The organism is Stenotrophomonas sp. LARHCG68 (genome assembly GCF_052871705.1).
Genome location: NZ_JBIXJV010000003.1, coordinates 305,866 through 321,143, shown reverse-complemented (window position 1 = coordinate 321,143; position 15,278 = coordinate 305,866). Strand labels below are relative to the sequence as shown.

Genomic DNA, 15,278 nt, shown 5'->3' with positions numbered 1-15,278 from the left:
GATCCTTACTTGGTGCCGGGAGTGGCGGTGGCGGGGTCGGCCGCGGCGGCGTTGGCGGCCTGCACCTTGACCGTCTGCCCGGCGCTGGCCTTGCTGCCATTGGCCACGATCAGCCGCTGCCCCGCGTTCAACCCCGCGGTGACCACCCATTGGTTGCGGACGGCGTCGCCCAGCGTCACCACCTGCTCGACCACCTTGTCGCCTTCGCCCACCAGCTTGACGGTGGCTTCCCCCTTCGTATTGCGGGTGACCGCGCTCTGCGGCACGAGGATGGCCTTGTCATTGATGGCCATCGGCAGCACCGCGCGCACGTACATGCCCGGCAGCAGCAGGCCGTCGGGATTGGGCAGCACCGCGCGCAGGGTGACGTTGCCGGTGCCGGTGTCCACGGCGGTGCCCACGAACTCGAGGGTGCCGGTGTGCGCGTAGGTACTGCCGTCCTCCAGGGTGACGCTGACCTGTGCCTTGCCGTCCACGGACTGCAGCGCGCCGGAGGCCAGCTGCCGGCGCAGCGCCAGCAGCTGGGCACTGGTCTGGCTGACGTCCACGTAGATCGGGTCCAGCTGCTGGATGGTGGTCAGTGCGGTGGTCTGGCCCGCGGTGACCAGGGCACCGGGGGTATAGGTGGAGGTGGAGATGCGGCCGTTGATGGGGGCGGTGATGCGGGTGTAGTCCAGGTTGATGCGCGCGCTCTGCAGCCCGGCGCGCGCGGCCACCACCGCCGCCTCGGCCTGGCGCAGCGCGGCCAGGGCATCGTCGCCGTCCTGCCTGCTGACCGCATCGGCCTTGACCAGGCTTTCATAACGTTCGGCCTTGGGGCGCGCGGAGAGTACCGCCGCTTCGGCCTGGGCCAGGGTGCCGCGCGCGTTGTCGTAGGCTGCCTGGTAACTGGCCGGGTCGATCTGGTAGAGCACCTGGCCGGCGTTCACCTGCTCGCCCTCGGTGAACAGCCGCTTCTGGATGATGCCGCCCACCTGCGGGCGTACGTCCGAGGTCATGAACGCCACCGTCCGGCCCGGCAACGTCTGCTCCATGGCCATTCGCTGGACAGTGACCGGCTGTACCGAGACGGTCACCTCGCGGGAGGGCGTCGCCTGCTTGGACGAACAGGCCGTGAGCACGCCGCAGACTAGCAGGGCCAACGGAACCAGGGCAGTGCGGGGTGGAACAGCAGCGGGCATGGGGGGCACTCGGTGGTTTCCAGGTGACGCTAGCCTGCGAGGCAAATGTGCAGCAAATATGGAGATTGATGGCGCGGGCTTGCATCGCGGCGGCAGGGCGCCGCTAATGGGGCCATCCCGTCACGGCCCGTCCACATCCGCGCACCATGAAATTCGGAATCGCCGCCAAGATCTTCTGCGCCATGCTGTTGATGTGCGCGGTCGCCTTGCTGGTCAATGGCGTGGCCGGCAAATGGCTGTTCGAAAGGGGCTTCCTGGGCTACCTCAATGGCCAGGGCATCGGCCGCATGGAATTGCTGTTGCCGCGCCTGCAGGCCGAGTACGCCGAACATGGCAGTTGGGAGTTCGTGCGCGGCCAGCGCAAGGTCTGGCTGCGGCTGATCCGTCCCCATGTGGGCGACCCGGTTGCCGACGAAGCCTTGCTGAGTGCGCCACCGGTGTCGGACCAGACCGGCGCGGTGGCCCGCTTCGCGTTGCTTGATGCGCAGGGCCAACGCGTGATCGGCAACGCCGACGTCGATGGCAGTGCGATCCGCCGCCCGATCGTGGTGGAAGGCCATACCGTGGGCTGGCTGGCGATGGTGCCGTTCCAGAAGATATTGGCGCGCAACGAGCAGCGCTTCATGGAGGCGCAGGTGCGGCGCTGGTGGGCGATCAGCATCGTCGCGGTGCTGGTCGCCGGTACGTTGGCGTGGCTGTTGACCCGCCCCCTGCGCAAGCGCATCCAGGGCATGGGGGCGGCGACCCACCGGTTGGCCGGCGGGGACTACGCCACACGCATCGTGCCCGGCGCCGACGATGAGCTGGGGCGGCTGGCGCAGGACTTCAACCGCATGGCCGGCGCGCTGGAGAACAGCGAGCGGAACCGGCGTGAGTTCATGGCCGACATCTCGCATGAGCTGCGCACGCCGTTGTCGGTGCTGCGTGCGGAACTGGAGGCCATCCAGGACGGCATCCGGCCGATGAGCGCGGCGACGTTGGCACCGTTGCAGGGCGAAGTGCGGCAGCTGGGCAAGCTCATCGACGACCTGCACGAGCTGGCGTTGACCCAGTCCGGCGAGTTGGCCTACGAACATGTGCCGCTGGACCTGGATGCGGTGCTGCGCGCGACGGTGGAAGGCATGCGCTGTCGCTTCCACGACGCGGGGTTGGCGCTGGTCGTGTCATCCGCGCCCGGCCCGCTGCCGGTGCAGGGGGATGAACGGCGCCTGCAGCAGTTGTTCGCCAACCTGCTGGAGAACGCGTTGCGTTACACCGACCGCGGCGGCAGCGTCGCGGTACATGCGTTGCGCGATGAACGGCACGTGCGGATAAGCATCGAGGACAGCGCGCCGGGCGTGGACGAGGACAAGCGTGGGCGCCTGTTCGAGCGGTTCTACCGGGTGGATGCCTCGCGCAATCGCGCCAGTGGTGGTAGCGGGCTGGGCCTGGCGATCTGCCGCAACATCGTGTTGGCCCATGGCGGCGCCATCCACGCCGAAGCGTCCGCGCTCGGTGGGCTGGCCATCGTGGTGGAACTGCCACTGCACGCATGAGCACATCCATCGACGCCGCCGTGGAAGTGCTCGTTGTCGAGGACGAACCGCGCCTGGCGGCAGTGCTGCGCGACTACCTGCACGCAGCCGGTTACCGCAGTGACTGGGTGGCCGACGGCAACCAGGTGATGGCCGCCTTCCACGCACGCCGGCCCGCCCTGGTGTTGCTGGACATCATGCTGCCGGGGCGTGATGGCGTGGAGTTGTGCCGTGCCATCCGCGCGGAGAGTGATGTACCGGTGATCATGGTGACCGCGCGGGTGGAGGAGATCGATCGTCTGCTCGGGCTGGAGGTCGGTGCCGACGACTACGTGTGCAAGCCGTTCAGTCCCAAGGAAGTCGTGGCGCGTGTGGGGACGGTGTTGCGCCGCTACCGCCACGGCCAGGCGGAGCCCCGGCAAGCGGGCCTGGTCATCGATGAAACCGGCAATCGCGCTTTCCTGCATGGCCGCGTGCTGGACCTGACGGCGGTCGAGTTCCGCCTGTTGCGCACCTTGCTGGGTAGCCCGGGCCGGGTGTGGTCGCGTGAGCAACTGCTCAACCATCTGTACAGCGACCACCGGGTGGTGACCGACCGCACCGTGGACAGCCATGTGCGCAACCTTCGTCGCCGGCTGCGCGAGGCCGGCATGCAGGGAGACGGTGTGCGTTCGATCTACGGGGTGGGCTACAGCTTCGAACTGCCGGCCAGGGAGCCTGATCCCCGGTCCTGATCGCACGGACGGTTGCGGTGTCCTGCCGTGGATTGCGTGGGTCCATCGGCCTGTGTGGCGGTAGGACGCCCCGCGCCTTGGCGCCGGGGGTGGCGATGCGTACCCGCACCACTGCCTGCGCCGGAGCGGGGTGGCCCTGAATGCAGGTTGTTGCACGTTTAATCGCGTTTATGCATGATTGCTGGCGTCGCAATGACGCCGAACGGGCTGCAAGCCGTGGCGCGTCCCCAACGCTTCCCGCGATCAACGGAGCCGGGTCACATGAATTTGCCCCACAACGAGGTGCTGCCGCAGGAGCGCCAACAGCGGATCCTGGCCTTGCTCAAGGCCCACGGACGCGTAGTGGCCAGCGAGCTGGCCGCACGCTTCGAGGTCTCCGAGGATTCCATCCGTCGTGACCTGCGTGACATGGCGGGCAGGGGCCTGTGCCGGCGGGTATACGGCGGCGCGCTGTTGCCGACCGCGCACTTCGACGGGTTGCCACAACGCATGCAGCGCCGGGACGGAGAGCGCAGCGCGTTGGCCAGCCACGCGGCATCGTTGGTGCAAGCGGGGCAGACCGTGCTGCTGGACGCCGGTTCGACCAATGTCGAGATCGCGCAGGCACTGCGCGGCAAGGCGGTCACCGTGATCACCAACGCGCCCACCGTCGCCGCGGCGCTGTGCGGTGACCCGGTCGCCGAGGTGGTGATGATCGGCGGCCGCGTGGATCCGGCAAGTGGTGGCGCCATCGGCGTGATCGCGCAGCGCCAGCTTGCCGAACTGCAGGTGGATATCTGTATTCCCGGCACCTGCGCGGTGGACCCGGAGACCGGTGTCTGGGGAATCCATGCCGAAGAAGTGGCGTTCAAGCAGGCCATGATCCAGGCCAGCGGTGTGGCCATCATCGTCGCAGGCGTGGGCAAGCTGGGCACGCGCGCCACGTATCGCATCGGCACGCTCGCGCAGGTGGATCACCTTGTCGTTGCCGACGACCTGCCCGCCGAGCTGCGCGAGCAGTTCCTGGCCGGGCCGGCGCAGCTGCACCTGGTGCCGGTCGGCGCGGCCTGATTGATCTTCGCCCGTTGCCGCGTGCGGCTTCGGTTCTCTCCCCCTGTGCCGATGTTTCCATGACCGACCTGCATGCCCTCCAGCGTTGCCAACAGATGGCCACGCGCGCCGCTTTCTTCGTCCCCGGATTCGCCATTTCCTGCTGGGCGCCGCTGGTGCCGTATGCAAAGGTGCGCGCCGGCCTGGATGATGCCCTGCTGGGCGTGGTGCTGCTGTGCCTGGGTCTGGGCTCGTTGCTGGCGATGCCGCTGGCCGGCCTGCTGGCAGCGCGTTTCGGCTGCCGTGCGGTGATGCAGGTGACCGTGGTGATCATCGTGGCGGCGCTGCCGTTGCTTGCGCTCGCCCCCACGCCGTTGACGATCGGGCTTTCGTTGCTGGTATTCGGCGCGGCGATCGGCGCGATGGATTGCGTGATGAACATCCAGGCGGTGTTCGTCGAGCGCGAGTCGGGCAGGGCGATGATGTCCGGCTTCCACGCGTTCTACAGCATCGGTGCCTTGTGTGGTGCGGCGCTGGTGGCGTTGCTGCTGTCGGCCGGCGCCGGTGCGTTGGCGGCCACCCTGGCAACCGCACTGGGCGTGGTGCTGGTGACGGTGGCGTCGATGCGCTGCTGGCGCACCGAGCGCGCGCCCCAGGGGGAAGCGGCGTTCGCGTTGCCGCGTGGCGTGGTGGTGCTGATCGGCCTGGTCTGCTTCGTCAGCTTCCTGGCCGAGGGATCGATGCTGGACTGGAGTGCGGTGTTCCTGCACGAGGTGCGTGGCGTGGAGCTCGCGCATGCCGGGTGGGGCTTTGTCGCCTTCAACGTGGCGATGACGGTGACGCGCCTGTTCGGCGACGGCCTGGTCAACCGGTTGGGCAGCGCACGTGCGGTGCTGATCGGCGGCCTGGTCGGCAGCGGCGGCTTCTTTCTGGCGACGCTGGTCCCGGCATTCGGCGCGGCGCTGCTGGGCTATGCGCTGGTGGGTATCGGTTGCGCCAACATCGTGCCGGTGATGTTCAGCCTGGCCGGACGCCAGACCCGCATGCCGGAGAGCGTGGCGATCCCGGCGGTGACGACCCTGGGCTACGCCGGGGTGTTGCTGGGGCCGGCCTCGATCGGCTTCGTTGCCCAGCACTGGTCCCTGCCGGCGGCGTTCCTGCTGGCGGCAACCGCGCTGGCCGGGGTGGCGGTACTGGGCGCGTCACTGCGGGTGCGTTGAGCCTGCGTCACCGGTCGGGAAGATTCCCTGCCTCCAATGAGGGGTGAAATGCTGGCCGGCCTGCGCCGTACGCCGCTGCCATGAGGTCCGGCCGCGCTGCCCTGTGCGATGTTCATGGAACGACGGCAGGCCCCGGCCTCGGCCGTCCTTCAGTCGCTGGTGAAGATGAGCTGCAGGGCGCTGCGCAGTTCCGCGGCGCCTTCCGTGGTGCCATCGAACAGCAAGGTCTTCATCCCGATGGCTGCCGCGCCGTACAGGTTGCGCAGGGTGTTGTCGATGAACAAGGATGTCCTTGCCTCGGCACCGGCCCGGCGCAGCGCCTCCCGGAAGATTGCCGCCCCACGCTTGCTGTGGCCGACCTCGGCGGAGACGACGATGGGGTCGAAGACCTCATCCAGTCGATGCTGCCTGACGATCACATCCATGCGATCGGACTTGTTGTCAGTGATCATGCCGATGGCGAATTCCGCGCGCAGTTCCCTTGCCAGCGCCAGCACCGGCTGGTGGATGGGCGTCTGCAGGAACGCGGTGGTCAGGTGTTCGAAGGGAATCTCGGTGCCCAGCCGTGCACAGACATCGGGCCAGATCCGGGCGTGGGTGGTGTGGCCCAGGATCAGGTCGCGGTTGAAGGGTTCGATGGCTGCCCAGAGGACCTGCTCGTCCAGGCCGGACTGCTCGGCGAGCGCGCGCAGCGTCGTCGCTGAACCGCTCGGGTCGGTGGTCAACACGCCGTCGAAGTCGAAGAAGAGGGTCTTGATCATGGAGGTTCAGGCAAGGGATGCAGGTGTGCCAGCACGTGAGCCGCAGGCGGCACGCTGGATCATCCCGCGCAACCATGATGCATGTGCCGCATCGCCGGCAAGCGGTGGCTACCGGCAGGCAACGATTCGCGACGGATGCGCGCGTATCAGGTGCGGCGCTTCGCGGCGCATGGACGGCGCGGTGGCTGGCTACCCCAGCCCATCCGGCGTGCGATGAAGCCATCGCCACGCGTCCATTGGCGGTGGAATGCAGCGGCTACGTGCAGCACCACCAGTGCCAGCAGCAACCACGCGCCGTAGACATGCACGTACCAGGCAAGGGCACGCCCGGTCTCGTCTTCGGGGGGCATGAAGAAGGCGGGCACTTCCCAGCCACCCGGCAGGTGCCGGTCCGCCCCCATCCATACCCAGATCACGTGGCCGCTGATCGGCAGGAGCAGGACCAACACATACAGCGCGGCATGCACGCCTGACCGCACGCGCTGGCGCCAGCGGGGCTCATCGCGCCGCGCCGCCGGTGCGTGCAGTGTCAGGCGCAGCACAAGGCGCAGGGTCATCAGGCACAGGATCACGATGCCCAGCGGGAAGTGGACGGCGAGCAGGCGATCGGCGATGGCAGGCGGCACCGCGTGCTCGGCCGCCAGGCCCAGGCCGAGCTGCAGGATCAGCAGCGCCGCCAGCAGCCAATGCAGCACGCGCAACACCAGCGGATACCGTTCGACGGCCGATGCGCTCATGCCGGGCATGCCGGATAGCCGGGAATGTTCTGGCCGGTCACGATGTCGCGGCGGGCCTGCCAGCCACCGGGAACCTTTGCCGGGGTGACGATGCCGTTGCCACCCCGGCGAAGGTCGGCCTTGCGTGCGACGGCGGCGGTGAGGTGGGGATCATCGCTGAACAGCACATCGTCGATGTAGTACAGCGCACAGCCGGGCTCGATGATGTACAGGTGGATGTGTTGCGGCATCCGCGTTCCCGGGTAGCTGCCCGGGCGTATCGTGTCGAAGCGGTAGCTTCCGTCCGATGCCGTGGTGGCCCAGCCGCGCAGCCGGCCATGACGGCGGACACCGGGGTCGGGATCACTGCGTTCGCCCGGGTAGATGCCGTCGCGGTTGGTCTGGTGGGCATACACGATCACACCCGCGCGCGGCCGTCCGCGTGCATCGCTTACCCGGCCCTGCAGGCGCAGCCGTTCGCCCGGCTCGGTGTCCGGCGCCAGGCGCATCACGACGGGCGGAGCGTCGGGCAGGCCGATCAAGGCGACCTCGCAGTCTTCGCAGGGCAGGCCGACCACCGGGGGCGGGCCGGCATCGGCGAGGGCGCAAGCGGCCAGCAGCATCAACAAGGCACTGCCGCGCACGCTGAGGAGCACGGGGCCGGCCAGTGGAAAAGGGGAGCAGGGCATGACGGTTCTCCGGAGCGGCGTGTCGATCAGGAGCGTTCGCCCGATCGAAGCGTTAACCGCCGGACATGTGTTAACGCTTCGGCCCCGGCTACCCTCTTGATCCAGGTCACCCCCGATCCCCAAGGACATGAAGCCCGCGCTTGCGCCACAGGACATCGCACGGCAGGTGCAGGACGCCCGGCGCGGATCGCAGGCGGCCTACGCCTGGCTGTACCGCAGCTTCGCGCCACTGGTGCATGCCATCCACCTGGGCGCGGTGGCGCGTGCGCGGGTGGACGACCTGACCCAGGAAACCTTCGTGCTGGCATTCGCCCGGTTGGACCAACTGCGCGAACCGGAGCGCTTCGGGCCATGGATCGCGATGATCGCGCGCCGCATGCGGCCGGCGGCAACGGTCGAAACCGTAGCCATCGGCGACTGCGCCGATCCGCCCTGGGGCGGCGTCGGGCCGGAATCGATGGCCCAGGCCGGCGAGGCACTGCAGGCCATCCGTGCGTTGCCGCTGGCCTATCGCGAGACACTGATCCTGCGCCTGGTCGAAGGCCTGAGTGGCGCGGAGATCTCCGCGCTCACCGGGCTGACGCCGCAGTCGGTCCGGGTCAACCTGCACCGCGGCATGGGCCGGCTGCGCGAGGCGCTGGGCATCGCGCAGCGGCAGGAGGAGAACAACGATGGTGGATAGGCCAGACCCGCTGTGGGACCCGGCGTTGCCGGGTGACGACGAACTGGTGCGGCTTGAAGCGCTGCTGGGCCGCTACCGGCATGTGCCGGCCGAAGGACAGGCCTGGGCGCTGCCCCCCACATCGCGCGCGCCGCGCTGGCGGCGGCCTGCCCTGGCGATGGTCGCGGTGCTGGTGGCCTGTGCGGTCGGGATCGCGGCGTGGTTGCCGTGGCGGCTGCAATGGAGCGAGCACCACGACTGGGCGGTTGAAACCGACGCCCCGGCGCTGCCGCGCACGCTGCGGGTCGGGCAGACGCTGGCGACCTCGGCAGGGGAAACCGCCACCGTCCAGGTAGCCCGCATCGGCCGCATGCAGGTGTTGCCGGGGACACGGGTCCGGCTGGTCGACACACGCGCCGGGCATCACCGCCTGGAATTGCTGGACGGCCGGGTGCGTGCCCGCATCTGGGCACCACCGGGCCACTTCGGCATTGCCGCCGGTGATGCCGAAACCGTGGACCTGGGCTGCGCGTTCGAAATGCAGCGCAATCTCCAGGGCGAAGGCGACATCCGCGTGCTCAGTGGCTGGGTGATGCACCGCGTGCAGGGGCAGGAAACCCTGGTGCCGGCTGGCTCGCACCTGCGCTTTGATGCGTCGCGCAGCGGCATTCCGCTGGCCGAGACGGCAAGCGTCGCGTTCGCGGCACAGGTCGAGCAGTTGGACCTGGCAATGGCCAGGGGCGAGCGCGTGACCGGTGTCGAGGCGCAGGTGGCCGAGCGCGCAACCGACGATGATCGCTTCACCATACTCACCCTGCTGACCCGCTACCCGGTGCTGGCGTCGGGACCGCTGTATCCGCGCCTGGCAGCGATGTTCGGTGAAACGGTCCCGGATCCGGCCCACCGCCAAGCCTGGCAGCAGGGCAGCGTGCATGCCATGAACCGCTGGTGGGAGCAGGTGCCACGGCCGCCGAAGGCATGGTGGCTGAATTGGCGCGACGCGTTGGGATAAGCCACGCGCTGTGACCTTCGGCCGATCCCGTTGCGGACCGGTATGTCCTACGCTCCCAAGCTGCGCCGCACGTGCCTGCGGCGCCTTTCCCTGTTTGGCCCGGAGATGTCCATGTCGTTTTACAAGCTTGTCCCGTTGTCGCTGACGGTCGCCATCGCCGCTTCGCTTGCCGCCTGCGGCAAGACCGAGGCCGCCGTCCCCCCGGCTGCCGACGCCAAGCCAGCGTTCGACGCGTCGCAGCTGAAGACTGCGCTGATCTCGCTCAACGCCGCCGACCTGGATCCGGCCGTGCAGGCCTGCGCCGACCTCAACGGCTTCGTCAACAGCAAGTGGCTGGCCGCCAACCCGGTGCCGGGTGACCAGGTGACCTGGGGCAGCTTCGAGATCCTGCGCGAGCGCTCGCTGGAAGTGCAGCATGCGCTGGTCGAGCAGGCCGCCAACGGCAAGGCCGCGGCCGGTTCGAACGAGGCCAAGATCGGCGACATCTGGAAGACCGGCAACAACGAGGCCGCGATCGAAGCGGCGGGCATCACGCCACTGCAGCCGGAACTGGACAAGATCGCCGCACTGAACGACACCGCCGCCATCGGCGGCTACCTGCGCGACAGCTTCGCGCGCGGCAATGGCGGGCTGTTCGCGCTGTATGCCAGCCCGGACTTCAAGGACTCGGCCAACGTCATCGCCTATGTCGGCCAGGGCGGGCTGGGCCTGCCGGAGAAGGGCTACTACTTCGACGAATCGCAGGCCGCGATCCGCGCGGCCTACGTGGCCTACATCGAACAGCTGCTGACCCTGTCCGGCGTGGATGCCGCGCAGGCCAAGGAGCAGGCCAATGCGGTGATGGCGTTTGAAACCCGCCTGGCCAAGGCCTCGCTGTCGCGCATCGAGCTGCGCGACCCGGCCAAGCGCTACAACCCGCTCAGTGCCGCCGACGCCGACAAGCAGACCCCGAACTTCAGCTGGACCGCGCTGTTCGACACGCTGCAGATCCCGGCCAAGGACAAGTTCTCGCTGGCACAGCCGGGCTTCTTCGCCGAAGTGAACAGCATGCTCGCCGACGTGCCGGCCAGCACCTGGCAGGCCTACCTGCGCTTCCACGCAGTGGATGACGCTGCGCCGTACCTCAGCAGCGGCTTCGAGCAGGCCAACTATGAGTTCTTCAGCAAGACCCTGCGCGGACAGCAGGAAATGCAGCCGCGCTGGAAGCGCGTGCTGGAGGCCGTGAACGGCTCGATGGGCGAGGCATTGGGCCAGCTGTACGTGGATGCGGTGTTCCCGGCCGAGTCCAAGGTGGCCATGCAGCACCTGGTGGAAAACCTGTCGGTGGCGCTGAAGGCGCGACTGGAAACGCTGCCGTGGATGGGCGAGGAAACCAGGAAGAAGGCGCTGGAAAAGTGGGCCAGCTTCACCCCGAAGATCGGTTACCCGGACAAGTGGCGTGACTGGTCGGGCCTGGCCACCAATGGCGAGGACTACCTGGCCAACGTGCAGGCCGCGCGCGCGTTCAACTACCGCTACATGCTGGGCAAGATCGGCAAGCCGGTGGACCGGACCGAGTGGGGCATGACTCCGCAGACGGTGAATGCCTACTACAACGCCACCAAGAACGAGATCGTGTTCCCGGCCGCCATCCTGCAGCCGCCGTTCTTCGACGCCAAGGCCGACCCGGCCTTGAACTACGGCGGCATCGGCGCGGTGATCGGCCACGAGATGATGCACGGCTACGACGACTCGGGCAGCCAGTTCGCCGCCAACGGCAATTTCGACAACTGGTGGACCGATGCCGACCGCACGGCCTTCACCAGCCGCACCGACCAGCTGGTCGCCCAGTTCGATGGCTACGAGGCACTGCCGGGCGTGAACGTGAAGGGCAAGCTCACCCTGGGCGAGAACATCGGTGACCTCGGTGGCCTGACCGTGGCCTACGACGCGCTGCAGATGGCGCTGAAGGAAGACCCGAAGGCCAATGTACCGGTGGACGGCTACACTCAGGACCAGCGCTTCTTCATGAACTGGGCCACGGTGTGGCGCCGCAACTTCACCGACGGCGAGCTGCGTGTGCGCCTGAACACCGATCCGCACGCACCGGCCAACTTCCGCGCCAACGGCGCACCGTCGAACATGCCCTCGTTCGCGGCCGCGTTCCAGTGCAAGGCCGGCGATGCGATGGTGCGCGCCGACGACAAGCGCGTGGTGATCTGGTAACCCGCTCGCCAGCATGATGGCGTGAGTGGAACGAAGAAGGCCCGGCATTGCCGGGCCTTGTTTCGTCGGGTGACGCGTGGCGTTCCGCTCGTGCGGTCTTCGTCGCGCAGATCGCCTCGACTGCAGGGGCATGCTGCGGGGTGACGCGCCGGGCGTCGAACTCAGCCGGCCTTGCCCAGCAGGCGCTCGGCCAACGCGCGCTCCTCCGTGCGCAGGGTGAGCACGCGCACGCCGCTGTCGGTGACCTCGACGGTGTGCTCGCATTGCGCGGACAACTTGCCGTCGCGGGTGGTGACGGTCCAGCCATCGTCGCTGCTGTCGATGGCGGCGCGGCCCTGGTTGATCATCGGCTCGATGGTGAAGGTCATGCCCGGCTCCAGCGCCAGGCCGGCGCCGCGATGGCCGTAGTGCAGCACCTGCGGCTCCTCGTGCATCTCGCGGCCGATGCCGTGCCCGCAGTACTCCTTGACCACCGAATAGCCGGCATCCTTGGCATGGCGCTGGATGGCGAAGCCGATGTCGCCCAGCGTCGCGCCGGGGCGCACGCTGGCGATGCCTTTCCACATCGCTTCGCGGGTGGCGTTGACCAGCCGGCGCGCGGCATGGCTGACCTCGCCGATCAGGTACATCTTGCTGGAATCGGCGATGTAGCCGTTCTTCTCCAGGGTGATGTCGAGGTTGACGATGCTGCCCTCGCGCAGGATGTCCGAGGCGGAGGGAATGCCATGGCAGACCACGTTGTCGATGGAACTGTTGAGCACATAGGCAAAGCCGTATTGCCCCTTGCTGGCCGGGCGGGCCTTCAGTTCCTGCACGATGAAGCGCTCGACCCAGTCGTTGACCTGCAGGGTGCTCAGGCCTTCCAGCGGCAACCGGTCCAGCGCTTCGAACACCGATGCCAGCAGGCGGCCGGATTCGGCCATCAGGGCCAGTTCGTGGGGTTGCTTGATCATGGGCTGGGCGCCAACAACGGCGCGGGCCGGACCCCGGCCGCCGCCAGTTCCCGCGCGACCAGTTCCTGGTAGCTCAGGTGCGGGTTGAGCTCACAGAGCATGCCGATGCGGATCCAGAAGCCGGCCTGGGCATTGATCGAACGCCCCGATACCGTGCTGGCCCGGCGGAGGTTGTCGTGCAGGTCGTCGTCGATGTTCACGATGCCCATGCGGGTCATCTCCCGTGAGGTGTATATGAAGTATATATGAGCCATATATTCATTGCGACCGGCCATCGGTCAAGCGCCATGGCCATGACGGCGACCGCGCTTGCAGTACGCCGACAGCGGCAACACCGGTCGCATGCTATGGATGTCGCCGTCCGGCAGCTCAGGCGAGTTCGGGGAGAGAGGGGGCAATGACGTTCGATCCTGGCAACTGGCAGGGCCTGCTGCAGCTGGGTGGCACGGTGCTGGTTTTCATCGCGCACCTGCTGACCGCGGCGCGGGCGTTGACCCGGCCGAACCGTGCGCCGGCGTCGCGCGCGGCCTGGGTGGCGGTGATCATGCTGGCGCCGTTGGTCGGCATGGTGGCCTACCTGCTGCTGGGCGAAACCAGCATTGGCCGTTCACGGTTCCGGCGCTTGCAGCAGGTGCGGCACAACATGAGCCGCCTGCACGAGGCCGACCCGGGACAGCCGGTGGCTGGCCCGGATGCCGCATTGGCCGACAACATCGCGCCCCTGTTCGAGCTGGCGCATTCGATCAACGGCTTCCACGTACAGGCAGGCAACCGCATCGCGTTGCTGGGTGCCGAGGGGAGCGCCGCCGATGATCCGGTGGCCGATTGCCGGGCCGCGATGGCGACATTGGTCGCCGACATCGATCGCGCCACCGAGAGCGTGCACATCGCCTTCTACATCTGGCTGGACGATGGCGCCGGCGGGCGGGTGGCCGATGCGGTCGCGGCGGCGGCGCGCCGGGGCGTGGCCTGCCGGGTGATGGTGGATGCGTTGGGCTCGCGCGCGTTCATCGATGGCCCACGCTGGCGCCAGCTCGCCGGGGCGGGGGTGGCGCTGCTCAAGACACTGGACGACGTCAACCGCCTGCAGCACATGGCCTTCAGCCGCATGGACCTGCGCGACCACCGCAAGATCGTGGTCATCGACAACCGCATCGCCTACTGCGGCAGCCAGAACTGCGCCGATGCCGAGTTCCGGGTGAAGCCGGCCTATGCGCCGTGGATCGACCTGCTGCTGCGCTGCGAAGGGCCGGTGGTGCGCCAGCTGCAGTACCTGTTCCTCAGCGGCTGGATTCCGGAAACCGGCGAAACCGCGATGGAGGGCTACGCGGCGCGGGGTGCGGCAGCCACCTTCGACCGTGGCAGCCGTGCGATGGCCTTCGAGACCGGGCCGATCACCCGCCACAACGCCATGGCCGACATGTTCGTGGCCTGCATCTACGCCGCGCGCCGCGAACTGGTGATCTCCACGCCGTACTTCGTGCCGGACGAATCGATCCTGCGCGCGCTGTGCGCGGCACCGCGACGGGGCGTGGCCACGCAGGTGATCTTCCCGGCGCGCAATGATTCCTGGCTGGTGGGACAGACCAGCCGCAGCACCTATGCCGACCTGCTGCAGTGCGGCGTGCAGGTGCACGAATATCCATTGGGCCTGCTGCATGCCAAGTCGCTCACGTTCGACGGCGAGGTGGCGCTGGTCGGCTCGGCCAACATCGACCGCCGCAGCCTGGAGCTGAACTTCGAGAACAACCTGCTGATCGCCGATCCGGCGGTGGTCGGCGTGCTGCGCCAGCGCCAGCAGAAGTACCTGCAGGTGGCAACCCCGGTCAGCCTGTCGCAGGTGCGGCAGTGGCCGCTGCACGCACGGCTGGTGCAGAACGCGGTGGCGATGATGTCGCCGGTGCTCTAGGCCGGCAGTTCGCCCTGGCGCATCAGGCCCATGAATTCGCCGAACAGGCGGGGGTCGATGAGCCGGCCGCGTTCATTGGACAGCAGTTCGACGGCGCGCTGGGCCGGCATCGGCCCGCGGTAGGGACGCTCGGACGTCATCGCGTCGAAACCATCGACGATGGTGAGGATGCGCGATTCCATCGGGATTTCCTCGCCCTGCAGGCCATGCGGGTAGCCGCTGCCATCCCACGCTTCGTGGTGGTGGCGGATCAGTGCGGCCACCTGGCGGGCATCGTCGCGGCCGGTGGCCAGGAACAGCCGCGCACCGCGCTCGGGGTGAGTGCGCATGGCCGACAGCCGTGGGTCATCAAGCTTGCCCGGGTGCAGCAGCACGTCGTCGCGCACGCCGATCTTGCCCACGTCGTGGAAGCGCGCGGCCAGCACCAGGTGCCCGAGGCGTTCCTCGTCCAGGCCGCAGTGGCGCCCCATCGCGTGTGCCAGCCGCGAGACGCGGTCGCAGTGGTGGTCGGTGTAGCTGTCGCGCTGGTCCAGCGCCGCGGCCAGCACGGTGATCGTGCAGGACGGGTCATCCGGCGGAAGGGACAGGCCCACGGGCGTGCTGATCGGCGACATGCGGTATCGGGCTGCGGGACAGGGCGCGGCGAAAGGGAAGGGGGCATTTTCCGCACGCCTCCCCTTTCACGCAAATTTCA

15 protein-coding genes are annotated in these 15,278 nt (G+C 68.3%); 8 read left to right on the top strand and 7 right to left on the bottom strand.

All coding sequences use genetic code 11. The features are described from left to right. Window positions 1-5: 5 nt before the first annotated feature. A complete protein-coding gene (locus ACIPR8_RS12605) occupies window positions 6-1,181 on the bottom strand; it encodes an efflux RND transporter periplasmic adaptor subunit (protein WP_446541248.1) in 1,176 nt (391 codons plus the stop codon). Window positions 1,182-1,327: 146 nt separating this feature from the next. On the opposite strand from ACIPR8_RS12605, the gene baeS reads away from it, so the two are divergent. From baeS to ACIPR8_RS12585, 4 genes are all read left to right on the top strand, one after another. After that, on the top strand, window positions 1,328-2,716 hold the full coding sequence (baeS, locus tag ACIPR8_RS12600) for a sensor histidine kinase efflux regulator BaeS (protein WP_446541247.1): 1,389 nt from the start codon (window positions 1,328-1,330) through the stop codon (window positions 2,714-2,716). Then, window positions 2,713-3,429, top strand: coding sequence for a response regulator (locus tag ACIPR8_RS12595; RefSeq protein WP_446541246.1), 717 nt, complete (start codon window positions 2,713-2,715; stop codon window positions 3,427-3,429). The genes baeS and ACIPR8_RS12595 overlap by 4 nt, the downstream gene beginning before the upstream one ends. Window positions 3,430-3,690: 261 nt before the next feature. Beyond that, on the top strand, window positions 3,691-4,479 hold the full coding sequence (locus tag ACIPR8_RS12590) for a DeoR/GlpR family DNA-binding transcription regulator (RefSeq protein ID WP_446541245.1): 789 nt from the start codon (window positions 3,691-3,693) through the stop codon (window positions 4,477-4,479). A 59-nt stretch (window positions 4,480-4,538) separates the two neighbouring features. Then, a complete protein-coding gene (locus tag ACIPR8_RS12585; RefSeq protein ID WP_446541244.1) occupies window positions 4,539-5,678 on the top strand; it encodes an MFS transporter in 1,140 nt (379 codons plus the stop codon). Window positions 5,679-5,827: 149 nt separating this feature from the next. On the opposite strand, the gene ACIPR8_RS12580 is transcribed toward ACIPR8_RS12585, so the two are convergent. The 3 genes from ACIPR8_RS12580 to ACIPR8_RS12570 form a co-directional block, all read right to left on the bottom strand. Continuing rightward, on the bottom strand, window positions 5,828-6,439 hold the full coding sequence (locus tag ACIPR8_RS12580; RefSeq protein WP_313255340.1) for an HAD family hydrolase: 612 nt from the start codon (window positions 6,437-6,439) through the stop codon (window positions 5,828-5,830). A 146-nt stretch (window positions 6,440-6,585) separates the two neighbouring features. Then, complete coding sequence (locus tag ACIPR8_RS12575) at window positions 6,586-7,176, bottom strand: cytochrome b/b6 domain-containing protein (RefSeq protein WP_446541243.1); 591 nt, start codon at window positions 7,174-7,176, stop codon at window positions 6,586-6,588. Further along, on the bottom strand, window positions 7,173-7,844 hold the full coding sequence (locus ACIPR8_RS12570; RefSeq protein WP_446541242.1) for a dioxygenase family protein: 672 nt from the start codon (window positions 7,842-7,844) through the stop codon (window positions 7,173-7,175). The genes ACIPR8_RS12575 and ACIPR8_RS12570 overlap by 4 nt, the downstream gene beginning before the upstream one ends. Window positions 7,845-7,971: 127 nt before the next feature. Here ACIPR8_RS12570 and ACIPR8_RS12565 point away from each other — a divergent pair, with 127 nt between their 5' ends. The 3 genes from ACIPR8_RS12565 to ACIPR8_RS12555 all read left to right on the top strand — a co-directional run bounded on the left by ACIPR8_RS12565 (window position 7,972) and on the right by ACIPR8_RS12555 (window position 11,722). Further along, on the top strand, window positions 7,972-8,526 hold the full coding sequence (locus tag ACIPR8_RS12565; protein ID WP_446541241.1) for an RNA polymerase sigma factor: 555 nt from the start codon (window positions 7,972-7,974) through the stop codon (window positions 8,524-8,526). After that, complete coding sequence (locus ACIPR8_RS12560) at window positions 8,516-9,517, top strand: hypothetical protein (protein ID WP_446541240.1); 1,002 nt, start codon at window positions 8,516-8,518, stop codon at window positions 9,515-9,517. Before ACIPR8_RS12565 ends, ACIPR8_RS12560 begins: the two co-directional genes overlap by 11 nt. A gap of 111 nt (window positions 9,518-9,628) precedes the next feature. Beyond that, window positions 9,629-11,722: a M13 family metallopeptidase gene (locus ACIPR8_RS12555; protein ID WP_446541239.1), complete on the top strand. Its 2,094-nt coding sequence runs from the start codon at window positions 9,629-9,631 to the stop codon at window positions 11,720-11,722. A 161-nt stretch (window positions 11,723-11,883) separates the two neighbouring features. Here ACIPR8_RS12555 and map read toward each other — a convergent pair whose 3' ends face one another. Continuing rightward, window positions 11,884-12,675, bottom strand: coding sequence for a type I methionyl aminopeptidase (gene map, locus ACIPR8_RS12550; RefSeq protein WP_192286397.1), 792 nt, complete (start codon window positions 12,673-12,675; stop codon window positions 11,884-11,886). After that, a complete protein-coding gene (locus tag ACIPR8_RS12545; RefSeq protein WP_132864621.1) occupies window positions 12,672-12,884 on the bottom strand; it encodes a ParD-like family protein in 213 nt (70 codons plus the stop codon). Before ACIPR8_RS12545 ends, map begins: the two co-directional genes overlap by 4 nt. 188 nt (window positions 12,885-13,072) lie before the next feature. Between ACIPR8_RS12545 and cls the strand changes: the two genes are divergently transcribed. Continuing rightward, window positions 13,073-14,584, top strand: coding sequence for a cardiolipin synthase (cls, locus tag ACIPR8_RS12540; protein ID WP_446541238.1), 1,512 nt, complete (start codon window positions 13,073-13,075; stop codon window positions 14,582-14,584). Here the strand turns inward: cls and ACIPR8_RS12535 are convergent. Continuing rightward, the gene (locus tag ACIPR8_RS12535) at window positions 14,581-15,198 is read right to left on the bottom strand and encodes an HD-GYP domain-containing protein (RefSeq protein WP_446541237.1); all 618 of its coding nucleotides are present in this window, start codon (window positions 15,196-15,198) and stop codon (window positions 14,581-14,583) included. The genes cls and ACIPR8_RS12535 overlap by 4 nt on opposite strands. Between the last annotated feature and the right edge of the window lie 80 nt (window positions 15,199-15,278).